The sequence below is a fragment of the Flavobacterium sp. ALJ2 genome, assembly GCF_015594725.1.
Taxonomy (GTDB): domain Bacteria; phylum Bacteroidota; class Bacteroidia; order Flavobacteriales; family Flavobacteriaceae; genus Flavobacterium.
On the sequence record NZ_JADNRC010000004.1, the window covers coordinates 73,455 to 97,857 of the forward strand.

General features: G+C 32.2%; 18 protein-coding genes. 11 read left to right on the plus strand and 7 right to left on the minus strand.

What is annotated here, in order from left to right; all coding sequences use genetic code 11:
• Nucleotides 1–48: 48 nt before the first annotated feature.
• The 5 genes from IUY40_RS05885 to IUY40_RS05905 form a co-directional block, all read right to left on the minus strand.
• Nucleotides 49–1,050, minus strand: coding sequence for a VWA domain-containing protein (locus IUY40_RS05885; RefSeq protein WP_195735938.1), 1,002 nt, complete (start codon nt 1,048–1,050; stop codon nt 49–51).
• Nucleotides 1,050–2,681: a hypothetical protein gene (locus IUY40_RS05890; RefSeq protein ID WP_195735939.1), complete on the minus strand. Its 1,632-nt coding sequence runs from the start codon at nt 2,679–2,681 to the stop codon at nt 1,050–1,052. The genes IUY40_RS05885 and IUY40_RS05890 overlap by 1 nt, the downstream gene beginning before the upstream one ends.
• 172 nt (nt 2,682–2,853) lie before the next feature.
• Nucleotides 2,854–3,156, minus strand: coding sequence for a four helix bundle protein (locus IUY40_RS05895; RefSeq protein ID WP_229335406.1), 303 nt, complete (start codon nt 3,154–3,156; stop codon nt 2,854–2,856).
• A 28-nt stretch (nt 3,157–3,184) separates the two neighbouring features.
• A complete protein-coding gene (locus tag IUY40_RS05900) occupies nt 3,185–4,048 on the minus strand; it encodes a DUF58 domain-containing protein (protein WP_195735940.1) in 864 nt (287 codons plus the stop codon).
• A 78-nt stretch (nt 4,049–4,126) separates the two neighbouring features.
• Complete coding sequence (locus IUY40_RS05905; RefSeq protein ID WP_041518585.1) at nt 4,127–5,131, minus strand: MoxR family ATPase; 1,005 nt, start codon at nt 5,129–5,131, stop codon at nt 4,127–4,129.
• A 204-nt stretch (nt 5,132–5,335) separates the two neighbouring features.
• Between IUY40_RS05905 and IUY40_RS05910 the strand changes: the two genes are divergently transcribed.
• The 3 genes from IUY40_RS05910 to IUY40_RS05920 all read left to right on the plus strand — a co-directional run bounded on the left by IUY40_RS05910 (nt 5,336) and on the right by IUY40_RS05920 (nt 8,328).
• Nucleotides 5,336–6,208 carry an aldo/keto reductase gene (locus tag IUY40_RS05910; RefSeq protein WP_195735941.1) on the plus strand — a complete coding sequence of 291 codons (873 nt, stop codon included), beginning with the start codon at nt 5,336–5,338 and terminating at the stop codon, nt 6,206–6,208.
• 111 nt (nt 6,209–6,319) lie between these two features.
• A complete protein-coding gene (locus IUY40_RS05915) occupies nt 6,320–7,072 on the plus strand; it encodes an SDR family NAD(P)-dependent oxidoreductase (protein ID WP_195735942.1) in 753 nt (250 codons plus the stop codon).
• 113 nt (nt 7,073–7,185) lie between these two features.
• The gene (locus IUY40_RS05920; protein ID WP_195735943.1) at nt 7,186–8,328 is read left to right on the plus strand and encodes an ATP-binding protein; all 1,143 of its coding nucleotides are present in this window, start codon (nt 7,186–7,188) and stop codon (nt 8,326–8,328) included.
• A 166-nt stretch (nt 8,329–8,494) separates the two neighbouring features.
• Here IUY40_RS05920 and IUY40_RS05925 read toward each other — a convergent pair whose 3' ends face one another.
• Nucleotides 8,495–9,238, minus strand: a complete 744-nt coding sequence (locus tag IUY40_RS05925; RefSeq protein ID WP_195735944.1) for a DUF3298 and DUF4163 domain-containing protein — start codon at nt 9,236–9,238, stop codon at nt 8,495–8,497.
• Nucleotides 9,239–9,342: 104 nt separating this feature from the next.
• On the opposite strand from IUY40_RS05925, the gene IUY40_RS05930 reads away from it, so the two are divergent.
• Nucleotides 9,343–10,485: a cystathionine gamma-synthase gene (locus IUY40_RS05930; RefSeq protein ID WP_195735945.1), complete on the plus strand. Its 1,143-nt coding sequence runs from the start codon at nt 9,343–9,345 to the stop codon at nt 10,483–10,485.
• A gap of 73 nt (nt 10,486–10,558) precedes the next feature.
• Here the strand turns inward: IUY40_RS05930 and IUY40_RS05935 are convergent, their stop codons facing one another.
• Nucleotides 10,559–11,353: an outer membrane beta-barrel protein gene (locus IUY40_RS05935; protein ID WP_195735946.1), complete on the minus strand. Its 795-nt coding sequence runs from the start codon at nt 11,351–11,353 to the stop codon at nt 10,559–10,561.
• A 322-nt stretch (nt 11,354–11,675) separates the two neighbouring features.
• On the opposite strand from IUY40_RS05935, the gene gdhA reads away from it, so the two are divergent.
• The 7 genes from gdhA to IUY40_RS05970 all read left to right on the plus strand — a co-directional run bounded on the left by gdhA (nt 11,676) and on the right by IUY40_RS05970 (nt 24,226).
• On the plus strand, nt 11,676–13,019 hold the full coding sequence (gdhA, locus tag IUY40_RS05940) for an NADP-specific glutamate dehydrogenase (protein ID WP_195735947.1): 1,344 nt from the start codon (nt 11,676–11,678) through the stop codon (nt 13,017–13,019).
• Nucleotides 13,020–13,147: 128 nt separating this feature from the next.
• Nucleotides 13,148–15,436: a T9SS type A sorting domain-containing protein gene (locus IUY40_RS05945; RefSeq protein WP_195735948.1), complete on the plus strand. Its 2,289-nt coding sequence runs from the start codon at nt 13,148–13,150 to the stop codon at nt 15,434–15,436.
• 102 nt (nt 15,437–15,538) lie between these two features.
• Complete coding sequence (recO, locus tag IUY40_RS05950) at nt 15,539–16,252, plus strand: DNA repair protein RecO (protein ID WP_195735949.1); 714 nt, start codon at nt 15,539–15,541, stop codon at nt 16,250–16,252.
• A 123-nt stretch (nt 16,253–16,375) separates the two neighbouring features.
• Nucleotides 16,376–18,268: a PQQ-binding-like beta-propeller repeat protein gene (locus tag IUY40_RS05955; RefSeq protein WP_195735950.1), complete on the plus strand. Its 1,893-nt coding sequence runs from the start codon at nt 16,376–16,378 to the stop codon at nt 18,266–18,268.
• A gap of 48 nt (nt 18,269–18,316) precedes the next feature.
• Nucleotides 18,317–20,233 carry an Atg14 domain-containing protein gene (locus tag IUY40_RS05960; protein WP_229335408.1) on the plus strand — a complete coding sequence of 639 codons (1,917 nt, stop codon included), beginning with the start codon at nt 18,317–18,319 and terminating at the stop codon, nt 20,231–20,233.
• A 203-nt stretch (nt 20,234–20,436) separates the two neighbouring features.
• Nucleotides 20,437–23,838 carry an isoleucine--tRNA ligase gene (gene ileS, locus IUY40_RS05965; RefSeq protein ID WP_195735951.1) on the plus strand — a complete coding sequence of 1,134 codons (3,402 nt, stop codon included), beginning with the start codon at nt 20,437–20,439 and terminating at the stop codon, nt 23,836–23,838.
• A 7-nt stretch (nt 23,839–23,845) separates the two neighbouring features.
• Entirely contained in the window at nt 23,846–24,226 is a 381-nt protein-coding gene (locus tag IUY40_RS05970) for a TraR/DksA C4-type zinc finger protein (RefSeq protein ID WP_082001802.1), read from the plus strand.
• The last annotated feature ends 177 nt before the right edge of the window (nt 24,227–24,403 follow it).

A 24,403-nucleotide genomic window follows, 5' to 3' on the forward strand; every position in this document is an offset into this window, starting at 1 on the left:
GTTTCAGCTCCCAGTTATTTACTGTGACTGTAATTTAACACTGAAATATTATATAAAGCTTCTGTAAACAGTATTTCTTAATCCAACTTCCAATAATAACAATAAACCTGCAAATATTACAAAAGGGCGGAATTTTTCATCGTAATCATAAAATTTTAATTCTTCGATTTCGGTTGTTTCCAGCTTATTAATTTCATTATAAATAGAGGCTAGCTTTTCATTACTTGTAGCTCTAAAATATTTACCTCCCGTTTTGTTTGCGATAGTTTTCATCATTTGCTCATCAATTTCTACCTTCATCATTCTAAATAAAAATTGACCATTAGGAGCAATTGCATATGGGAACTCGGCCATTCCATTGGTTCCAATTCCAATTGTATATACTTTAATTCCGTATTGTTTTGCTATATCTGCTGCGGTATCAGGTTCGATAAATCCAGCATTATTAACACCATCGGTCATTAATATAATTACCTTACTCTTGGCCTTGCTATCTTTAAGCCTATTTACAGCAGTTGCCAATCCCATTCCTATTCCTGTTCCATCAACTAAAACATTATCGTATTTTATGCTTTTAATTGCTTCTAGAATAATTGCTTTGTCGCTAGTTACAGGGATTTTTGTATAAGCTTCAGATGCGTATAAAACGATTCCAATTCTGTCGTTTGGTCTTTCGTTTACAAACTCAGCAGCTAGTTTTTTAAGCGCTTGCATACGATCTGGTTTTAAATCTCTCGCAAGCATACTTCCAGAAACGTCTATTGACATTACGATATCTATTCCTTTTGTCGTTTTCGTTTTGTTGCTCACATCTACTGTTCTAGGCCTTGCTAGTGCAATTATCAAAGAGCTTAGTGCTAAAATTCTAAATATGCCTAAGAAAGGTTTTAGTTTTGCTAATAATGATTCGGAAGATTTAAAACCTTGCAATGAACTCATTTTTAATGTTGCCGATTGCTGATTTCTTTTCCAAAATAACCAAGCAATTGCAATGGGAATCAAAAGAAACAACCAGAAAAACTCAGGGTTTAAAAAAGTTATTTTATCCATTAATTAGTTACTTTTTTTAGTTCTACAGAGTTTAATATGCGGTCTGCAATATCATTTGCATAACTATCTCCCTCTTCATGAAAAATCATTATTTGTTGTAATCCGCCTTCTTGACTAAATAGAAGAATTTCGTAATACATTTTGCTACTTGACTTTGTACCTTTGTCTATAATAGAGAAAGTTCCATATCCCTTAATTCCACGAATTCCTTCTTTAGTTTCAAAATCTTCTTCTTTTACAATCATATTTCGAGCTCCTTGTGCTTCGATAGTTTTGATAGTAACTTCTAATGATTTAGATAAATCAATTTGAGTTTCTTGTTTGTATTTTAAAGTAGAAATCATCAATGAGAAATTATCAACTAGGCTTCCATATCCAAAAGACTGCATCTCTTTAATTAGTGCCAAGCCTTCTTTAGGTAAAGTTTTGGTTAAATCCATTCGTTTTAAAACCTTAGGCGTTTCTATTATTATGCCTGGATTTCCATACTCACTTTTCACCCATTCCCCTTCTAATAATTCTTTAGATGGGTGTCCGATGATATTATCTTTTACATAAGTAAAACCTTTTGTAGCGATAAAATAGCTAGTAACAAGAATAATCAAAAATAAAACAGTAGCTACGGATAAAGCAATACGTTTGTTGCGTTTTTTTAGTAATTGAAGTTTTATTTGTTTTTGTCTCTGAGCTTCGTTTAACAAAGTATCTTCTTCAACGGTCACTTCCACAGGAATTGCATTGTCAAGAGTAAGGATTACTTTTTGTATTTTATTTCGGTCTTCGGTAATTTCAAAATCTAATGGTTTAGATTTTGCAAATTTCACCAAATCGGCTTGTTTTAATACGCGTTCTAAGTTCTCAACAGTTTCTGGAGTTAGTGTCATTTTCTTTTTTAAAGAAGCGGCTCTAATACCTTGAATCAACTCTGAGGTAGTGCTTTCCATTGCAGGAATTTCTATTGCTTCTTCAATATAATTTCTAGCAATATCTGTTAATTCACTATAATAAGCTTTGACTTCACCTTTTTGCCAAAGTTCTTTTTTCTCCAATGTATTAAGTAAGCTAGTTGCTTTCTCGATAGGAGTTTTGTAAACTTCTTCTTCTATCTTTTTCTGTTGTCTTTTTTTGATAAACCAATATACTAAAGCACCAATTACTAGAATTAAAACGAGAGCCAAGAGGTATTTCCACCAATCGCCAATTTGATTTTCAACTTTAGTTATGTCTTTAATATCATACATTTTTTGTTGCAATGTATCTACTTTCACATTTGCAACTTCTACTCGAATAGAATCAGATAGATATGGTTTTTTATCGATAAGGATTTGAACGCTTGGAATGGTATATTTTCCAGAGTCAAATTGAGTTAAACCATATTTTTTAATCAATTCATAACGGTCGTCTTTTTTGACTGTATCAATTGGATACGATTTGATTACCTCAAGAGGTCCGATATTTTTAAGTTTAGGAAAAACAACTTTCGACTTAGAATCGACAGAAGTTTTAATTGTTAACTTAAACTCAGCTCCAATTTTGTTTTTAGTAGTATCTATGCTGGTCTCAATTTGTTTTTGTTGCCCAAAAACAGTTGCCGATAGCAAGAATAAAAATATGTAAAGTTTTAATTTCATTTGATTTTTTTGATTCAGATAGTGATTTTTGATTGAAGATTAACGATTTTTGATTTCAGATTTTCTATCCGATAATAAATTCATATATCTTTTCTTCAAATTCTAATCTTTCATTCTTTATAAATTATTTTTTGATGTTTTTATGCTTGAAACAAAGATTGAAATTAATTCATTAACCTCTGTTTTTAGCTTTTGTTACATTTCCTAAATCTAATGACAAATTTGCTTTTTCTATTATTTTTAAACAAACGAAAGTTTCTCTTAGCTCTTTGAGACAAATTCCCATTTTATGAATAAAATCTTTTTTACTCTCTGCGCTTTGGGCTTCTCCATAATTTAAAGCTGGAGATGTTCCAGAACGAATTATTTGACCAGATAGATGATTGCCAGCATAATTTTTTTCAAACTTACTTGCGACAATTATTATAGTTGCTACAAAATCAATCAATCTATTTTCTAATTCTTGCTTATTCATTTTTTAACCCTTCTTAAATCAAAAATCTTTATCTCGATTTAAAATAGCCTAATAATTTGGTTACATAACTTTCATCCACACGAGTATTTACAACACCTGCACCCGATTTGCTAAAAGTTTCTTTAAAATAAGCTACTTTGCTATGGTAGTGTTTCTCGTAATTAGCTCGTATTGATTTGGAACCGGTATTGATTAATTGTGTTTTACCAGTTTCAGCATCAAGCATTGAAACCATTCCGATATTTGGTATTTTTTCTTCTCGAATATCATATACCCGAACACCAGTAATATCATGTTTTTTGGATGCAATTTTCAAAGTATGCTCATAATCATCAGACATGAAATCTGAGATTACAAAAACGATGGCTTTCTTTTTTTGTGTACCCGATAAAAATTTTAATGCCTGGGCAATATCGGTTTTATGACTTTTAGGTTCAAATTCGATTAATTCACGTATGATACGTAATACGTGTGATCTTCCTTTTTTAGGTGGAATATATAATTCGATTATATCCGAAAATAAAATCAAACCAATTTTGTCATTATTTTGGGTTGCCGAAAAAGCCATTGTTGCAGCAATTTCTGTTACAATATCTTTTTTAAACTGACTTTTTGAACCAAAATTTTCAGAACCGGAAATATCCACCATAAGAACCATGGTAAGTTCGCGCTCTTCTTCAAAAACTTTTACGTGAGCTTCATTATAACGTGCCGTTACATTCCAATCAATAGCACGTATATCATCACCATATTGGTATTGACGTACTTCACTAAAAGTCATTCCTCGTCCTTTAAATGAAGAATGGTACTCTCCCGAAAAGATATGATTACTCAATCTTTTGGTTTTTATTTCAATTTTCCGTACTTTTTTTAACAGGTCTTTTGTATCCATTTTATTTGTTTAAAGTTTAAAAGTTTCAGGTTTCAGGTTAGTTATCCCAGCATGAAACTTGAAACGCTAAACAAATTTTTAAGGTACCTCAATTTCGTTTACAATTTTATTAATGATGTCTACAGAAGTTATGTTTTCTGCTTCTGCTTCGTAAGTAATACCCACTCTATGACGTAATACATCATGTACAACTGCACGAACATCTTCTGGTATTACATATCCACGACGTTTAATAAAAGCATAACATTTTGCAGCATTGGCTAAGTTGATACTTCCACGAGGAGATGCTCCAAAACTGATAAGTGGTTTTAAGTCGGCCAATTTATATTTTTCAGGATAACGTGTTGCAAAAACAATATCTAGAATATACTTCTCTATTTTTTCATCCATATAAACTTCACGAACAGCTTCTTGTGCGCGTAAAATTTGATCTACAGAAACAACAGCATTTACTTTTTCATAACTTCCTTTTAAATTCTGGCGAATTACTAAGCGCTCTTCATCCATTTTAGGATAGTCAATTACAGTTTTAAGCATAAAACGATCGACTTGCGCTTCTGGAAGTTGATATGTTCCTTCTTGTTCAACAGGGTTTTGAGTTGCAAGTACTAAAAATGGACGATCTAGTTTAAAAGTAGTATCACCAATAGTAACTTGTTTTTCTTGCATCGCCTCCAAAAGTGCCGATTGAACTTTGGCTGGAGCACGGTTAATCTCATCGGCAAGGACGAAATTAGCGAAAATTGGGCCTTTCTTGATAGAAAATTCATTTGCTTTAATGTTGTAAATCATCGTACCAACAACATCGGCAGGTAATAAGTCAGGTGTAAATTGGATACGGCTGAATGAACCTTGTACTGCTTGTGAAAGGGTATTTATTGCAAGTGTCTTTGCTAATCCAGGAACTCCTTCTAACAAAATATGACCTTGACCTAGAAGTCCAATTAATAAACGTTCGACCATATGTTTCTGACCCACAATAACTTTGTTCATTTCCATTGTGAGAAGGTCTATGAAAGCACTTTCTCTTTCAATTTTTTCATTGATCGCTCTAATGTCTAAAGTCGTTGTATTTTCTTCCATATAAATATTTTTAAAACCTTGAATTTAATGCCTTACTTTTGAGAGTGCAAATTGAATATTTTTTGAGAAGTAAGATGTTAAAGAATGGTTAAAACTTCAGGCAAGGCGCTAATTTTAAGGACGAATTGTGATTCTATTTTTAAGAACTTTGATGATTATGCTTTAGAAAGCAAGATTTATTACTACAAATAATGTTATATTACCATGAGCAAAACACTATTATCGCCTATAATCGTGGGCACTATGAATTGGGGAGTTTGGGATAAAAATCTAACTCCAAAAGAAATGGAAAACCTTATCCAGATTTGTCTAGAGAATAAAATAACCACCTTTGATCATGCTGATATTTACGGTTCATATACTACCGAGGCTGATTTTGGAAAAGCATTCGCAGCAAGTAAAATTTCAAGAGAGAAATTACAACTGATTTCTAAATGTGGAATTCAGATGATCGCGGAAAACAGAAAAAACACAATTAAGCATTATGACTATTCGAAAGAATATATTATCTGGTCTGTAGAAAATTCTTTGAAGAAATTAAAAACAGATTATTTAGATGTTTTTTTATTACATCGACCTAGTCCCTTAATGCAAGCTGATGAAATTGCTGAAGCTATTGAAAAACTTAAAACAGAAGGGAAAATTATTGATTTTGGATTGTCGAATTTTACAACATCGCAGACAGAATTAATTCGCCAAAAAATTGATGTTAGTTATAACCAAGTACAATTTTCGGCTACAAATTATGAGCCGATGGTTGATGGAAGTTTTGATTATATGCAAATGCACGGGATTCGCCCAATGTCATGGAATCCATTGGGGACTATTTTTAGAGAAGATAACAAGCAAACAAGAAGATTGAAAAAACTATTAGCAACATTAGTTTCAAAATATAGTTTAGGTTCGGATACTATTTTGCTAAGTTGGATTTTAAGCCATCCAGCAAAAGCTATTCCTATTGCCGGAACAGTTAACGTTGCAAGAATTCAAGCTTTAATGAAAGCAGTAGAATTACAATTAGAAAAAGAAGATTGGTTTGCTATCTGGACAGAAAGTATGGGTGATGATGTGCCTTAAATTTTAGTTTATATTACTTGATTTACAGATGTTTTAAAATTAAAATAAACACATAGAAATATAGTTTCTAGGAATGCAATTAATATTTCTATGTGTTAACAATAAAGGAGAATGAAAAAAACAGCTTTGATAACTGGCGCTACAAGTGGTATAGGTAAAGCTACAGCGCAAATATTAGCAAAAAACAATTATAAAGTTATTCTTTGTGGAAGGAGGCAAGACCGATTAGCAGAGCTTGAGGCAGCACTTTCGGAATATACTGAAGTACACACATTGGCATTTGATGTTCGTGATAAGGAAGCTGTTCTAGAGCGTATAGGTTCTTTGCCAGAATCATTTTCTGTTATTGATGTTCTTATCAATAATGCAGGAAACGCGCATGGATTGGATCCGATTCAGACAGGTGATTTAGACGATTGGGATGCTATGATTGATATAAATGTAAAGGGACTTTTATATGTTTCTAAAGCGATTATACCGCAAATGAGCGCAAGGAAGTCGGGACATATTATTAATATTGGTTCAACAGCTGCAAAAGAAGTTTATCCTAATGGGAATGTGTATTGTGGTACAAAACATGCTGTTGATGCGATTAGTCAAGGAATGCGAATTGATCTAAATCCATTCGGAATTAGAGTAGGTGCAATTCATCCAGGAATGGTTGAGACCGAATTTAGTGAAGTGCGTTTTAAAGGTGATGCTGATAGAGCTTCAAATGTTTATAAAGGATTTACTCCCTTACAAGCAGAAGACATTGCTGATATTATTCATTTTGTGGTTTCAAGACCCTATCATGTAAATATTGCGGACTTGGTTGTTATGAGTACTGCTCAAGCTTCGTCAACAATAGTTAAAAGAGATTAATTAGTTTAGCTAGGTTTTTTAGCTAATTAGACTAATAGAAATTGTGAATATGATATTTATAATCAAACAATCCAATAATCGTACAATCTAATAATTTAAGAAGTCTAAAATATATGATAAATAAGCGCCTTTTAATAAAAAACCTGCTCGCGCATAATGATGAGAGTAGTTTTTATGATAAAAAAAGGCAATTAAATTTGCATTCTCGTGAAGGGAAAGCGAAGTTTTTAAAACATATTTGTGCGTTGTCTAATTCTAATCCAACAAATAATTCTTATATAGTTGTAGGGGTTGAGGATCAAGACAATGAAATTGTAGGAGACGATTTTTTTGACGATAGTCGAATTCAGAATCTAGTTAATGCTTTTCTTGAAAATCCACCAAAAATTCAATATGAAAATGTACCTTTTCCTAATCTCCCCAAAGATAAAGTGATAGGATTGGTTACAATCAAACCTAAAAGCAAAATATCATATTTCAAAAAAGGAATTCATACCATTGTTGCCAATAGTGTTTTTATTAGGCGAGGAAGTAATTCGGTTCCAGTTGAAGAAAGAGAAGTTGAGAAAAATTATCAGAATACCGAAACAGTAATCGGGATCGAAAATAATTCACGTAATAGTATAGGGTATACTCTAGATGGAGTAATCGATTTTATGAATTTTAGACATAAGGATATGTCGCCAAAGTATAAAGTTTTTAAGGAATTATTTGTGATTTGTTGGGCAGGAGTTCCGAATAAATCTCGTGATAAAACATTTTTATCTCGAGTGGATATCGAACTGATAAATGAGCAAATTAAGTTGTTTTACTCAGCTCAGGACGTGGTTACGATTACTTATAATGATGATACTTTTACTATTCTAGAATATGTTCCGTTGGGATTAAATGACAAAACAAGTTATTATCCGTTGGAGCAACAAACAATTCATTTTTTTGAAAATGGCTACTATAAAATTGATAGAGAAATACTTTTTCAGCCGCCAGAATTTAATAGAAAAATGCTGTTTCATATATACAATTCCAATATTGCATTACTTGTCAAAGTACAAAAAGGACTTGTATTGTCTAATCGGGAAATGATAGATTTAGAGAATTTACCTTCTACTTTTATGATCTGCTACCTCAATGGATTTGAAGATGCTAAGCAAAAATTAATTGATGCTAAGCTTCTTTTAAAACCATTTACACAAGTGTATTTATCTTTTAAAGAAGCTTTACGAATCTTACGAAAGATGAAATATGATGTGCAGTGAGAAAGGCACTAAGGTTTCCTTCGTAGGAGGATAACGCTATGTTTCGCAAAGATACACTACAGTGTGTCTTTATTAGAGGTTCTAAGGTTTAATTGCCTCCAGTTTTAACTGGAGGAGATAATTAAGGTTGTTTTGGCTTTAGCTAAATTATTTTCGTTTTCAAGAATTATTTAAATACTAAATAATCATTTACTTTATCATAAGGCAATAGCAATTCTTTTGGACCATCTGCATACGAAGCAGCTTCATAAGAGTTGTAATAAAGTAGTAATCCTTCTTTTGTATAAAAAATATTTAAAGGCAGATTAAATTTTTCATTTTCAAACATTAAACCTGTTGCATTAATACTTCCGGTGACAGGAATTTTATATTTTGCTCTGAATTGTTTTTCTGCAAAGACTTTAAAATCCTTTTCGTTTACAAATAATTTTTTGTTTGTAATTGTTTTTCCAGTTTTAGGATTAAACAATAAAGAACGGTATCCTTGATATCCATGAGCACCTCCTGTAAAGGTATAATGATTGATTTTTATATTTATAATACTATCAGACTGGTATTCTATATTGCCTTCAATTTTGGCTTCCCAACCGAATTTATCATCAGGAAATTTTTTGTGCATTTCTTCATACGAGCCAATAAAGGAAGTCGTTAAGTCATTGTAGTCAGTTGATTCAAATGGTTTTTCTCCAAAATAAACGATTTCTTTTAGAACTGAAAATACTTTTTTGTTGATGCTATCTGCTACAATAGGAGGATTCTGAGCAATAGGTATTTTTAAGCTAATTTGTGGGCAATTGCTTTTACATGGTAAAGTTGATTTCTTTTCAAACGTTTGTTCTTTGAACGAAAGTTCTTTAGTACAACTTGTTAAAATAAAAAGGGTTACGAATAAAAAAGTATAATGTCTCATCTTTAAAATGTTAATTAATTACAAAGGTATTAACTTGTGTCTTGATTAAAATAAATTAAAGGGTAAATTTGTAAAACATTTTAGAGTTACAAAAATATAAAGATATGAAATTCAATACTAAAGTTATACACGGTGGACAGCATCATGATCCAAGCACAGGAGCAGTAATGCCTCCAGTGTATCAAACATCAACATTTATACAAACAAGCCCAGGACAGCCTCTTGGAGATTATGAATATAGTAGAGCATCAAATCCTACTAGATCAGCTCTTGAAAATGCATTGGCTAGTATTGAAAATGGAACACGTGGATTGGCTTTTTCATCAGGATTAGCGGCGACTGATTGTGTTTTACGTTCATTTAAGGCAGGAGATGAAATTATTGCCATGGATGATTTATACGGAGGAACATATCGTATGTTTACTCGTATTTATAAAGATTCAGGAATAAAATTCCATTTTGTAGATATGAATGATATCGCAAAGTTTAAATCTTTAATAAACGAAAATACTAAGTTGGTTTGGGTAGAAACACCAACAAATCCGTTAATGAAATTGGCAGATATTCAGGAAATTGCCAAAATCACTAAAGAGAAAAAAATATTATTTGCAGTAGATAATACTTTTGCAACACCATATTTACAAAAGCCTCTTGATCTAGGAGCAGATATTGTAATGCACTCTGCAACAAAATACTTAGGAGGACATTCAGATGTTATAGCAGGAGCTTTAATTGTAAAAGATGAAGCTTTGGGAGAGCAATTACATTTTCAACAATTTGCTACAGGAGCAACTCTGGGACCAATGGATAGTTTCTTGGTTTTAAGAGGAATTAAGACACTTCATTTACGTGTGCAAAGACATTGTGAGAATGGAGAAAAAGTGGTTGAGTTTTTAAGTAATCATCCTAAAATAGGAACAGTTTATTATCCAGGTTTGCCTAATCACCCATTTCATGAAATTGCCAAAAAACAAATGAAAGCTTTTGGGGGGATGGTTTCTTTTACTTTTGCTTCAGGTAAAAAAGAAGATTCGATTGACTTTTTAGAAAAATTAAAAGTATTTACTTTAGCAGAATCTTTAGGAGGAGTAGAATCTTTGGCAAATCACCCAGCTTTAATGACTCACGCTTCAATCCCTGCAGATAAGAGAAAAGAAGTTGGTATTACTGATGATTTAGTTCGATTAAGCGTTGGAATCGAGGATGCAGAAGATTTAATTGCCGATTTGAAACAGGCTTTAGAATAATAAAAATAGGCTACAAATACAAAACCCCCAATATTTATAAATGTTGGGGGTTTTGTTTTATATAAAACTGGTTTTAAAGATCTAAATAATATACATATCCAAAATTAAACCAGATCTGATTGTCGTTGGATTTGTTTTCTTTATAAATATTCTTGTTTGGATTTAATCCATCAATCCAATCGGAGTTGTAATATTGGAATCTTGCCTCGAATAATAAATCATGTAAAGGAGCTAGTTTATAATGTACTCCAGCTCCATAAGTAACCGATAGAACAGTTCCGCTTTGGTTAGAAAACCCATATTGATGTCCATCTGAAGGGGTTAAGTATTTTGGGAAAGTAGTTGCAGTATTTCCTAAAGGACCTAATGTTGAGCTTACTTTGGTACTGTAATAGCTGAATTGAGCACCGATGCTTATATAAGGACTAAATCCGCCAACGGTATTTTCATAAGCGTGTATTCTCATGAATGGAGAATATTCTAATTGAAAACCAATATTGGCTAAGGTTGATTTACCACTCATGGCCTTAAGTTGTTTAACACCAATGCTATTAGGGTTACCGTTTACAGTTGCTCCGAAATGTTCTAAATTCGTTTTGTTGAATGAAATTTCAGAACGAACTTTAAAGTGTTCATTTAGATAATTTTCGCGTCTAGAATTGTATGAAAAGTTTAAAAAATGTACAAGCCCAATACCGAATCCCGTGTTTCCAACATTAGTTGAGGCATTATCTCTTTGTCCATAATCTGATCTGAATGAAATAGGTCCAGCGATAATACCGATTTCATGTGCTAGTCTCGATTGTGCATTTGAATTGTGTGAAAAAATAAACGAAATTAATAATGATATTATTGTGTTTTTGAACATTAGGTTTAATTTTCTTATCATCACAAAGATATAAATATCTCTAGTATATCATTAAAAATTAAAAAAAATATAATTAGTAAGGAGTATGTCTTTTTTGCTTTGAAACTATAACGTTTTCGTACAAGGCATTGCGTTAAAAATATGTATTTTTAAAAATATGTATTAATAATATAATTCTGCTTACAAATTGTGAAATAGTATCTCACATTTCTTTATTAGGCGTATATTTGTGCAAAATAACAAAAGACCACTATTATGTGAGTTTTTTGTTGTTTGGTTGAGTAAATAATAAGATTAATTTATTTGATAAATTTTTTATAAAATGAAACAAAAAATAAATGAATTTATGGCTCTTGTAGAGTCAAAAAATCCAAATGAACCTGAATTCATTCAAGCAGTTAGAGAATTTGCTGAAACAGTAATTCCATTCATTGCAGATCAAAAAAAATATGATGGTAAGAATTTACTTCTTAGAATTGCAGAGCCAGAGCGTTCTATAATTTTTAGAGTGCCATGGGTTGATGATAAAGGAGAAATTGTAGTTAATAGAGGATTTAGAATTCAGATGAATTCAGCAATCGGACCATATAAAGGTGGAATTAGATTTCATCATACAGTGAATTTATCAGTTTTAAAGTTTTTGGCTTTTGAACAAGTTTTCAAAAACAGTTTAACAACACTTCCTATGGGAGGTGGAAAAGGTGGGGCTGATTTTGATCCTGAAGGAAAATCTGATGGAGAAATTATGCGTTTCTGCCAGTCATTTATGACAGAATTATGTCGTCATATTGGACCAGATCTAGACGTTCCAGCTGGAGATATTGGTGTTGGAGCTAGAGAAATTGGATACTTATTTGGTCAATACAAAAGAATCAAAAATGAGTTTACAGGAGTTTTAACTGGTAAAGGAATTGCTTATGGTGGTTCATTAATCAGACCAGAAGCTACTGGATACGGTGTTGTATATTTTACAGATCAAATGTTACGTACTATCGGACATGAGATTAAAGGAAAAAGAGTTGCGATTTCAGGTTTTGGAAACGTTGCTTGGGGAGTAGCATTGAAGATAAATGAATTAGGTGGAAAATTGGTGACAATTTCTGGTCCTGATGGATATATTTACGATGAAGACGGGATTTCTGGAGAGAAAATCGAGCATATGGTAGAAATGAGAGCTAGCGGAAATAACAGAGCAGAAATGTATGTTGAAAAATATCCAAATGCTCAATTCCATAAAGGAAAAAGCCCATGGGAAGTAAAAGTAGATATTGCTATTCCTTGTGCTACTCAAAATGAATTGAACGAAGAAGATGCTAAGAAATTAATTGCAAATGGAGTTTTATGTGTTACAGAAGCTGCAAATATGCCATGTACGCTTGATGCGATTAAACAATTTGTAGGTAAGAAAGTTCTTTTTGCTCCAGGAAAAGCTGCAAATGCTGGTGGAGTTGCCGCATCTGGATTAGAAATGACACAAAATTCAATTCGTTTGAACTGGACTAGTGAAGAAGTAGATCTTAGACTAAAAGATATAATGGTAGGAATCCACAATCAATGTAAGAAATATGGCATTGGTGAAGATGGTTACGTAAATTATGTAAAAGGTGCTAATATTGCGGGATTTGTAAAAGTAGCAGATGCTATGCTTGCTCAAGGAGTAGTATAGTTTTTATAATACAATTAAAATGCCTCCATTCGAGTTTCGAATCGGAGGCGTTTTTTATTTATATCATAACGAAATCCAAATACTCTCGTTTGTATTATATTTGTGAAACCAATTGTTAGGTATAAATAATGGAAAAAAAGATTCTTTACGGTTTGGTTTTGTTGCTAATGCAATTTGGTTTTGCACAAAATAAACTCTTATGGCAAGGGTATTTTTCATATAATCATATTAAAGATGTCTCAGATTCACCTGTGGCAATTTATGCAGCAACAGATAACGCATTGTTTTCTAAAAATGCGATAACAAATGTTATTAAGACTGTAAATACTGTAGATGGTCTTTCAGGACAAACTATTTCATCTTTATATCATAGTGAGTTATTTCGTAAAACACTTATTGGATATGAAAATGGATTGATGACAGTTATTAATGAAGCTGATGGAAGTATCGTAAAAGTGGTTGATATCATTAATAAACAACTTCCCACGAACCTTAAAAAAATCAATCATTTTGTAGAACACGACGGAATAGTTTATGTTTCGTGTGATTTTGGAATAGTTCAGTTTAATTTGAAGACATTACAATTTGGAGATACTTATTTTATTGGAGATAATGGAGCGCAGATTAATGTAAGACAAGCTACAATTTATAACGGATTTATTTATGCAGCTACCAATAGCGGTATTAGGAGAGCTAGTATCACAAATGCTAATTTAGTCGATTATAATCAGTGGGCTGTTGCTGCTGGAGGAGATTGGTCAAGTATAGAAACAAACGATACAAAACTTATAGCAATTAATACGTCGGGTTATATTAATAATTATGACTCAGTTTCAGGTGCTTTTGTTGGCTTTATGTCACTTCCAGAATCAGCTAAGGATATGAGAGCTAAAAATCATAATTTATTTATAACTACAACAAGTACCGTTTATATATATGACAATCAAATGATTTTACTGCGCCAAATAAAAAATAGTGATGTGGCGACAACAATGCTAAGTTTTACTTGTGCAACTGCTGTAGGAGATAAGATATACATTGGTACGAATGAAAATGGACTTTATGTTTCTAAACTTTTAGGAACTTCATTTTTTGAGAATGTTATGCCAATTGGGCCATCACGGAATGATATCTTTGCTATTAATGTTACACCAAATGTGCTTTGGGCGGTTTATGGAAATTATAATTCGTCTTATAATCCATATCCTTTAGCTAGTTATGGAATTAGTAAATTCAATACTACTGGATGGTTGAACATACCATACGAAAAAGTGCTTCAAGCTAAATCAATGACAAGGGTTATTGTTAATCCTAATAATGAAAATCAAGTGTATGCAAGTTCGTTTTTTTCGGGATTATTAAAAATAGAAAATGATACCCCTTCGATTTTATACAATCAAGCGAATAGTGGATTGGAAAGCCTTACTTTTTTAGGACCTGGTTATATAGATGTTAGGATAAATGGAACTACTTTTGATAAATCAGGAAATTTATGGGTTACGAATAGTTTAATAAAAAATGGACTAAAGGTTTTAAGAACCAATGGACAGTGGCAAACATTCCCTATTAGTACGGCTCTTATTAAACCTGAAGATACAAGTTTTAGTACTATGGTTATTGATAATAATAGTACAAAATGGATCGGTACAAATAGAGATGGCGTAATTGGTTTTAACGAAAGTACAAATACAGTCAAAAAAATGACAGAAGGGTTGGATGTGGGGAATCTGCCGGCAATAGACGTAAGGGCAGTTGCTGTGGATGCTAAAAATCAGCTTTGGATTGGCACAACAAAAGGGCTTCGCGTTTTGAGTAATGTAAATAACTTTCAAACAGAAAATCAATTAAAATCTAACCCAATCATTATCATGGATGATGGTTTGGCTCAGGAATTACTTTATGAACAATTTATTACTGCAATTGTCGTTGATGGGGCCAATAATAAATGGATTGGAACTGCAGATTCTGGAGTGTTTTTAGTTTCACCAAACGGACAGGAAACCAAATATCATTTTACTATAAATAATTCGCCATTACCGAGTAACCAAATCAACGATATTGGAATAAACAGTGTTACAGGAGAAGTTTATATAGCAACAAACAAAGGAATGATTTCGTTTAAAGGAATTGCAACCCAAGCGAATGAAGATTTGAATAGCGTATACGTATATCCAAATCCTGTGCGTCCCGAATTTTCCGGAACAGTAAAAATTGTAGGATTACTTGATAAAGCAAATATTAAAATTACAGATATTGAAGGTAATCTGGTGTATGAAACAACTTCTGAAGGAGGAACAATCGAATGGGATACAACAGCTTTTGGGAAATATAGAGTAGCTTCTGGTGTATATATGATTATTATTTCGGCACAAGATGGAGGTGAAACCAAAGTTAAAAAAGTGATGATTATACGATAGCAAACAGTGTTCAGTAGTCAGTTTTAAATCTAATAAGTCCAACAGCTCAAGAAGTCTAAATAATCCAATTCCCGATAGTTATCGGGACTAATTAATCCAATTTTGCAAGTTAAAACCAAAGCAATTGTCATTTCGGCTATAAAATTCCAAGAAAAAAGCTTGATTGCCAAGTGTTTTACCCTTTCGCATGGATTGAAGACTTATTTTGTTAGAGATGCTTTTTCAACTCGTAAATCTAGTCAAAAAATCGCTTATTTCCAGCCGTTAACTATTCTTGAGATTGAAGCAGTACATAAAAATAAAGGTACATTAGAAAACTTCAAGGAAATAAAAATAGGAATTCCTTTTCAAACCATTCATACTGACATTGTAAAAAGTACAATTGTAATGTTTCTGTCAGAGATTTTGCATTACTCTATTCAGGAAGAAGAAAAGAATGAATCTCTTTTTGTTTTCTTAGAAACTGCTTTGTTTTGGTTGGATCAACATGATGAAATTACTAATTTTCATCTGATCTTGATGCTAGAAACCACTAAATATTTAGGCTTTTATCCTGATGTTTCGGATGCTGATCTGCCATTTTTCGAAATGAACGAAGGTGTCTTTACTCTTTTTCATGGTCTAAGTGCATTAACAGAGCATGAAACTAATTTATTTAAGAAGCTCATTGACTTAAAGTTTGATAACGATCAAAAAGTATTCCATGTTATTGAACGACAACTCCTTTTGAAAATCTTGATAGACTATTATAGCTTTCATTTGGATGGTTTTAAAAGGCCTAAATCACTAGAAGTTTTGAAAGAAATATTTTCTTAAAACCGAATCCTATTTTATATATTTGCGCTGTTGTTTTTGTAAAATTTTGAAGATTCCAATCTTTTATAATCAATTTCAAGAACATTATTTATTCTTAACTATAAAATTTTAAAAAAAACTAACATGAAGAAAATTACTTTTTCGATTATTCTACTTTTATTAGTGAGTATTTCGGCTTTTTCCCAAAGGAAATATGACGAAATAATCAATACAGACAATGCTGTACAGGACATGGTACAGAATGAAATTACAGGGATTGTAGTTTTTAAAGAAGGCGGAACTGTAAAAGGTTTAGACCCAGAAACGAAACAAATAGTTTGGACATTGACCAAAGATGATTTTGGGGCTATTTCTGCAGGAGATATTTTAAGTGATCCTGATTTCGGAAAAGTTTTTAAGGACAAAAGTGCTTTAACCAGCGTTGGGGGTAGTCCATATGTTGAGGCTTATATTAATAGTAAATATATAATCATTAATACCGATACAGGTAAGATTGTATACAACTCTTCTAAAGAGTCTTTTTGGGTAACTCAATCAGATTTTATTCCTGAAACAGATGAGTATTTGCTTACTTTGAAAAAAGACGGAGATATGGCAATTGCTTTATTAGATATGAAAACAGGAGAGTTAAAATGGAATACAACTGTAGATAAAGCAAAATCATTATTTAGTTTTTCACTAAAAGAGTCTGCAAACACGAATAAAGCAACGGTACACGGATCAGTAATTTATTATTTATTGTACGGGAAACTGTATTCATTTGACAGAAATTCAGGGAAATTAAAATGGAAAGCCGAAGAGGATTATTCAAGATTCTTTTTGACTCAAAATGATAAAAATATTGTAGTAGTAAACAGTAAAGGTTTGTTTGCAGCCAAAGAATATTTAAATGTTTTGAATACAGAAAACGGGAAAAGTATCTGGAAAGAATCTATTAAAACAAAACGTGTTGTTTATTTAGAAGACTGGGGTACAAAATTGTTAATTGCTCATTATAGTGGTTTTAACTTTTTTGATTTAACTACAGGAGAAAAAGTTTGGAAAAAAGACGCTCGTGGAGATGGATTGAAAAGAGTAATCCCAATAGATCAAGATTTCTTATATGTCGCAGAGAATGAAATGATGTTGATCAACAAAGACGGAGAAAAACTTTGGAAAAAATTTATTGAAATTTCAGATGACAAAGAAGATCCAATTTATTACTTAGGAAAAGTAGGTGAAAAAGTAATGTATCTTACTGGAACTTACGGTAATATGGTTGATTATAAAACTGGAGTTAAACTTTGGAAACGTAACATTGGTTTTGATAAAAAACGTCCAGTTTTGCCAACTTATGACGAAGCTACAAATTCGTACTTAGTATATAATGACGGAAAGTTATACAAATTTGATCCAAGTATTAAGGATAAACCAGAGCCATTTGCTAAAGTAAAAATCAAAAAAGAAAAAGAATTAAATAGTATCGAATTATTTCCTTGGGGAGTTGTGCTTTCAGGACCAGTTGAGGTAATGGGAGTTAATATGGATGGAACTATAAAATACCACCTTACTTATACACAGCCTGGTGAAGGAACAAGACGTTTGCTTAAAAGCGCTGCAATTGCAGGAAGTATTGGTTTAGGAGTTGGCTCGGCAGTAAGTGCCGTACAAGCTTCTGAGTTAACAATGACCTATCGTGATTCTAGCGGGAATATGAGATCTACTGTTATTAAAGAAGAAGATAAATCAAAAATGAATCAGGCTAAGAATATGGCAGGGGCTTCTGCTGCTCTTGGTATCGTAGCGGCTAAATTTAATTCTCGTTTTAATGCAATGAAACAAAACAGAGATTTTTCTTATATTTTCGCAAAGGCAGATAGTGGAGAAAAAGTTTTAGTAAAAGTTAGTAAAGTAAATGGGGTAGAAGTTGATAAAATTATTTTCAATAACACAAAACCAGTTTATGAAGTAGATCCTGCGACACAAAATATTTTTTATGTGTCTGATAAATCTATTCAAATTTTTAATAAGAAATAAAAATCTTAAAGCCATCAGGATTTACTACTGATGGCTTTTTTTTTGCCTATGAAAAATATAGTATTCTTAGCTGCTTTGCTTGTAATTGGTTCAATTCAGGCACAAGAAAAAATAAGTTCAAAAAAAAAGAAATTTTACATACCTGTAATTAAATATTCGGAATTTCCTGTTCTTGATAATGTGTTAACACAAACCACTTTTTATCAAATGGATAAACAGTTAATACAAGAAGAGCCTATATTGAAGAAAAATTACTTTAATATAGAAGGATTTATAAAAGATCCTGTAAACGGAAAACTGAAAATTTATTTAACCGTTGAACTACCACAATATAAGGCAACAAAAATCGACAGTACATTTGATAAAAAGAATGGCTGGATGTTTCAGGCTTTTTCTAATTATAGTGTAAAGATAAAAATGGAAGCTAAATGTGCTGATAAACTTCTGTTAACCCAAGATTTTAATACTGTAGAATCCTATTTACTTGCATTTGGCTCTAAAAAAGACAATTTGCGAGCTGCTATAGAAATGAATAATAAAAAAATTGTAGAAGCAGAGAAAGACGGGAATTTTACTGTTGCAGAATTAGGATTAGATAGAGTAATTTACAGTTCTGTTGAATCCATACAAAGATATCTTAATTACAAATTAAGGTATAAAACAGGTGAGGATAAAATAAAGTTTGAATTTGTAACTTCTAAAGGACATTCTGAATACAATCAGATACTGGCATTTGAGAACGAAATTACAGCTCAAATAGCAAAAGTAACATTAGAAAAAGGATTAGATGAGAAATTGCTAACGCCACATTTGCAATATCTGGAAAGCTTATTGGTTAAATATCCGCCTTCACCCGCTAATGAAAACATACGATTTATTGTAACAAACAATTTAGCCGAAACTTATTTTTTACTTGAAAATAAAGAAAAAACGTTAATGTATGCTAATTTACTTATTGAGAATGACAAGCAAGATTCCAGAGGAGCTTCTATCGTTAAAAGCGTAAATAATGCTTATTTTGCTGATAAAAAAATAAGATGTCACACGACTCGTTTTGCAGATCTTAAAAAATTAGGTCTTAAAATTGCCGAAGAAAAAGAAGAGAAAAGACTAGCTTTTTTTGAAAAAATAGAGCAACAAGATGCGGCATGGGAAATCGAAAAATTGAACCGCGAAACATATTTAGAAAAGGCAAAAACGCAAAGGTTTAATTTGCTTGATTCTATACCGTATCAGCTAAACGCTAATTTATTGGCCAAGGTTGTGGATAATTTAGGCGGAAGTCAGGCTTTGAAAAAAATAGAAAAAGCACATTTTCTCTCTAAACTTTCTATAGAAGGAAATAACGTGCCTCAAACAGAAGAAAAATGGGCAACTACATCAAATTATCTTTTGAAGAAAAAAATGCCTGAAACCTATTATGAAATTATAAATGGAGCCGAAGCATGGAGTCATGATGATCGTGAAAGAGGTGTTAATGCAAAATGGGCAAAGTTATCAACTTATGATTATAGTAATTTATCTAAGAATGTTGATTTGATCAATTTTCTGACAGATTTAAGGCTTGATTTATGGAATAATTTTGAGGTTTTACAAGATGAAATGTATGAAGGAAGATTATGTTATCATCTAAATTATTTTGAGAAAACATTAAGTACAGGAAACAGAACAATTCCTAAAACAGATTATCATGTTTTTATTGACAAAGAGAATTTTAATATAGTTTCAACCGAAAAAACAGAATTTGACAATGGTAACAAAAGCTTTTTTGAAAGAAGACTTTATGGAGATTATCGTCCAGTAGCTGCATTAAATTCAGGAAAAATTCCTTATAAAATTAACTATGAAATCGAAGATTTTAATGGTGAAACACTTTATCAGGAAGTTCGTGAAAAAATAGAAATAAACCCAGTTTTTGGAAATAGAATTTTTATGAAAGAAGTCTATTTCGGAGGATTTAAATAGTCTTCAATTATTGTACAGAAAAAGAACTAGAATTGATTGGTTTCGGTATTATTGACTCAAAATATTGAGATTAATAGCAGAAACTAATCAATTCTTTTGTTTTTGTATTTATTGTCTCAACAAATGTTTGTGAAATTTCAATAAAGTGATGGACAATAATCCAAAATTCCTTACTTTCGCACCTCGTTTAAGAAAAGAATAAAATGAGCACAAAATTTACTGAATACAAAGGACTTGACTTGCCAACAGTAGCGTCAGAAGTACTTGATTTTTGGAAGAAAGAAAATATATTTGAAAAGAGTGTAACTACTCGCGAAGGTGCCGAGCCTTTCGTGTTTTTTGAAGGTCCCCCTTCAGCAAACGGATTGCCAGGAATTCACCACGTGATGGCACGTGCGATTAAAGATATTTTTTGCAGATATAAAACTCAAAAAGGTTTTCAGGTAAAAAGGAAAGCGGGTTGGGATACACACGGATTACCTGTAGAATTAGGTACCGAAAAAGAACTAGGAATCACAAAAGAAGATATTGGTAAAACAATTTCTATCGAAGAATATAACGAAGCGTGTAAAAAAACCGTAATGCGTTATACCGACGTATGGAATGACCTGACCGAAAAAATGGGATATTGGGTAGATATGGAAGATCCATATGTAACTTATAAACCAAAGTACATGGAGTCAGTTTGGTGGCTTTTAAAACAAATCTATGATAAAGGTTTGATGTATAAAGGTTATACTATACAACCATATTCTCCAAAAGCAGGAACAGGATTGTCTTCGCACGAAGTAAACCAACCTGGAAGTTATAGGGATGTTACCGACACAACAGTTGTAGCACAATTTAAAGCACTAAACGAGACATTACCAAGTTTTCTTCAAGGATTTGGTGATATTCACATTTTGGCTTGGACAACAACGCCTTGGACATTGCCATCGAATACTGCTTTGACCGTTGGGCCAAAAATTGATTACGTTCTGGTTAAAACATTCAATCAATACACGTTTGAACCAATCTGTGTTATTTTAGCTAAGAATTTAGTTGGAAAACAATTTAGTAAAGGTTTCTTCGAAAGTAATGATGTTGCAGATTTTGAAAATTTCAAAAGTGGAGATAAGAAGATTCCATATCAAATCTTAACCGAATCAAAAGGGATAGATTTAGTAGGTATTCTTTACGAACAATTGTTGCCATTTGTGCTACCATATCAAAACCCAGAGAATGCTTTTAGAGTAATTTCGGGAGATTTTGTAACTACCGAAGACGGAACAGGAATTGTACATACAGCACCTACATTTGGAGCAGATGATGCTAAAGTAGCCAAAGAAGCTAAGCCAGAAGTTCCGCCAATGTTAGTATTGGACGAAAATGGAAACCCAGTTCCTTTAGTTGATTTACAAGGAAAATTCACTTCGCATGTAGGTGAATATGCTGGTAAATATGTAAAAAATGAATATTATGACGAAGGTACAGCGCCAGAACGTTCTGTAGATGTTGAAATAGCGATTCGTCTTAAAGAAGAAAACAAAGCATTTAAGGTTGAGAAGTATGTGCACAGTTATCCACATAGCTGGAGAACAGATGAACCTTTATTATATTATCCTCTTGATTCTTGGTTTATAAAAATCACAGATGTAAGAGATAAAATGTTTGATCTTAACGAAACAATCAACTGGAAGCCAAAAGCAACAGGAGAAGGTCGTTTTGGAAATTGGTTGAAAAATGCTAACGATTGGAATTTATCGCGTTCACGTTATTGGGGAATACCATTACCAATTTGGAGAACAGAAGATAAACAAGAAGAAGTTCTTATTGGTTCAGTAGAAGAACTGTATAATGAAATCGAAAAATCAATAACAGCAGGTTTTCAAAAAGAAAATCCGTTCAAAGGTTTTGAAATCGGAAATATGAGCGAAAGCAATTACGATTTAATCGATTTACATAAAAACATAGTAGATAAGATTACTTTGGTTTCTGCAACAGGAAAACCAATGCAACGTGAAGCCGACTTAATTGATGTTTGGTTTGATTCTGGAGCGATGCCTTATGCACAATGGCATTATCCTTTCGAAAATAAAGATAAAATAGATGGAAATAAAGATTTTCCAGCCGATTTTATTGCCGAAGGAGTAGACCAAACACGTGGATGGTTTTATACATTACATGCAATTGGAACATTGGTTTTTGATAAAGTAGCCTATAAAAATGTTGTTTCAAACGGATTGGTTTTGGATAAAAATGGACAAAAAATGTCTAAACGTTTGGGGAATGCAACAGATCCATTTAAAACATTAGAAGAGTTTGGTCCAGATGCAACGCGTTGGTATATGATTTCGAATGCAAATCCTTGGGATAATTTGAAATTTGATATAGAAGGAATTGCTGAGGTTCGTCGTAAGTTCTTTGGAACATTATACAATACTTATTCATTCTTTTCATTGTATGCAAACATCGATGGATTTAAATATGCTGAAGCAGAAATTCCGTTAAACGAAAGACCAGAAATTGATCAATGGATTATTTCTGAGTTAAATACGCTTATCAAAGAGGTTGATGGTTTTTATGCTGATTATGAACCAACAAGAGCTGCTCGTGCAATTTCAGACTTTGTACAAGAGAATTTAAGCAATTGGTACGTTCGTTTGTGTCGTCGTCGTTTTTGGAAAGGAGAGTACGCACAGGATAAAATAGCGGCATATCAGACACTTTATACGTGTTTGTTAACAATAAGTAAACTAAGTGCTCCGATTGCTCCATTCTTTATGGATAAGCTTTACAGAGACTTAACAACTTCAACGCAGTCAGAAAATTACGGTAGTGTACATTTGGCAGAGTTTCCAAAATACGTTGAAAACTTTGTTAATAAAATGTTAGAGAGTAAAATGCAGAAGGCGCAAATTATCTCATCACTTGTTTTATCACTTCGTAAGAAAGAAATGATTAAGGTGCGTCAACCATTGCAAAAGGTAATGATACCAGTACTTGACGATAATCAGCGTAGTGAAATTGAGGCAGTTTCTGAGCTGGTAAAAGCAGAGGTTAATGTGAAAGAAATCGTTCTTTTAGATGATGCTTCGGGGATTCTGGTAAAGCAAATTAAGCCTAATTTTAAAGCATTGGGTCCACGATTTGGAAAAGATATGGGATTGATTTCCAAAGAGATACAGTCTTTTACTGCAGAACAAATTAGTCAGTTAGACAAGGAAGGTTCGTTAGGTGTTGTTATTGCTGGAAATAGTGTAACTTTATCATTAGAAGATGTCGAAATAACGTCACAAGATATCGAAGGTTGGTTGGTTGCAAATTCAAACGGAATAACAGTTGCGCTTGATATTACAATCACGGAAGAATTGAAAAATGAGGGTATCGCAAGAGAATTGGTAAATAGAATTCAAAATATCCGTAAAGATTCTGGATTCGAAGTAACCGATAAAATAAAGGTACAAATAAAAAGAAATGGTATATTAGAAAATGCGATTCTTAAAAACGAAGACTATATTAAGTCTGAGACATTAACATATAGCTTAGTTTTCTTAGACGAATTAGAAAGCGGCATAGAAATTGAGTTTGATGATATAAAAACAATGATATTAATTTCAAAATAAATACAAGATGGTAGATGAAATTACAAGATACTCTGACGCTGATCTAGCGGAATTTAAAGAGATCATTTTGGGTAAAATACAAAAAGCGCAAGCAGATTTAGACTTGATTAAAAGCGCTTATATGAATGATTTAAATAACGGTACAGATGACACATCTCCAACATTTAAAGCGTTTGAAGAAGGAAGCGAAACGATGTCCAAAGAAGCGAATTCACAGTTAGCTATTAGACAAGAAAAGTTTATTCGAGATTTAAAGAATGCGCTATTCCGTGTAGAAAATAAAACATACGGTGTGTGTAAAGTAACAGGGAAATTAATCGGGAAAGAAAGATTAAAAATTGTTCCTCACGCTACAATGAGTATTGAAGCTAAAAATTTGCAACGATAATTTTTAAATAAATCAAAGCGCTCCTAATTAAGGGGCGTTTTTTTTTGCAATAAATTTAAGAAGTAAGTTGATTTAAAAAAAGACTGTTAATTTGGGACTTTGAGATTTTTATTGGGATTAATCAATTTAATTAAAACTGTCTGCTGAAAGACAGTTTTAATTAAAGAAGATGTTATT

What these genes read in the sequence shown, in the direction of transcription:
- IUY40_RS05885 (WP_195735938.1), bottom strand. Translation starts at nt 1,050, where the DNA reads ATGGATAAAATAACTTTTTTAAACCCTGAGTTTTTCTGGTTGTTTCTT.
- IUY40_RS05890 (WP_195735939.1), bottom strand. Translation starts at nt 2,681, where the DNA reads ATGAAATTAAAACTTTACATATTTTTATTCTTGCTATCGGCAACTGTT.
- IUY40_RS05895 (WP_229335406.1), bottom strand. Translation starts at nt 3,156, where the DNA reads ATGAATAAGCAAGAATTAGAAAATAGATTGATTGATTTTGTAGCAACT.
- IUY40_RS05900 (WP_195735940.1), bottom strand. Translation starts at nt 4,048, where the DNA reads ATGGATACAAAAGACCTGTTAAAAAAAGTACGGAAAATTGAAATAAAA.
- IUY40_RS05905 (WP_041518585.1), bottom strand. Translation starts at nt 5,131, where the DNA reads ATGGAAGAAAATACAACGACTTTAGACATTAGAGCGATCAATGAAAAA.
- IUY40_RS05910 (WP_195735941.1), top strand. Translation starts at nt 5,336, where the DNA reads ATGAGCAAAACACTATTATCGCCTATAATCGTGGGCACTATGAATTGG.
- IUY40_RS05915 (WP_195735942.1), top strand. Translation starts at nt 6,320, where the DNA reads ATGAAAAAAACAGCTTTGATAACTGGCGCTACAAGTGGTATAGGTAAA.
- IUY40_RS05920 (WP_195735943.1), top strand. Translation starts at nt 7,186, where the DNA reads ATGATAAATAAGCGCCTTTTAATAAAAAACCTGCTCGCGCATAATGAT.
- IUY40_RS05925 (WP_195735944.1), bottom strand. Translation starts at nt 9,238, where the DNA reads ATGAGACATTATACTTTTTTATTCGTAACCCTTTTTATTTTAACAAGT.
- IUY40_RS05930 (WP_195735945.1), top strand. Translation starts at nt 9,343, where the DNA reads ATGAAATTCAATACTAAAGTTATACACGGTGGACAGCATCATGATCCA.
- IUY40_RS05935 (WP_195735946.1), bottom strand. Translation starts at nt 11,353, where the DNA reads ATGTTCAAAAACACAATAATATCATTATTAATTTCGTTTATTTTTTCA.
- gdhA (WP_195735947.1), top strand. Translation starts at nt 11,676, where the DNA reads ATGAAACAAAAAATAAATGAATTTATGGCTCTTGTAGAGTCAAAAAAT.
- IUY40_RS05945 (WP_195735948.1), top strand. Translation starts at nt 13,148, where the DNA reads ATGGAAAAAAAGATTCTTTACGGTTTGGTTTTGTTGCTAATGCAATTT.
- IUY40_RS05955 (WP_195735950.1), top strand. Translation starts at nt 16,376, where the DNA reads ATGAAGAAAATTACTTTTTCGATTATTCTACTTTTATTAGTGAGTATT.
- IUY40_RS05960 (WP_229335408.1), top strand. Translation starts at nt 18,317, where the DNA reads ATGAAAAATATAGTATTCTTAGCTGCTTTGCTTGTAATTGGTTCAATT.
- ileS (WP_195735951.1), top strand. Translation starts at nt 20,437, where the DNA reads ATGAGCACAAAATTTACTGAATACAAAGGACTTGACTTGCCAACAGTA.
- IUY40_RS05970 (WP_082001802.1), top strand. Translation starts at nt 23,846, where the DNA reads ATGGTAGATGAAATTACAAGATACTCTGACGCTGATCTAGCGGAATTT.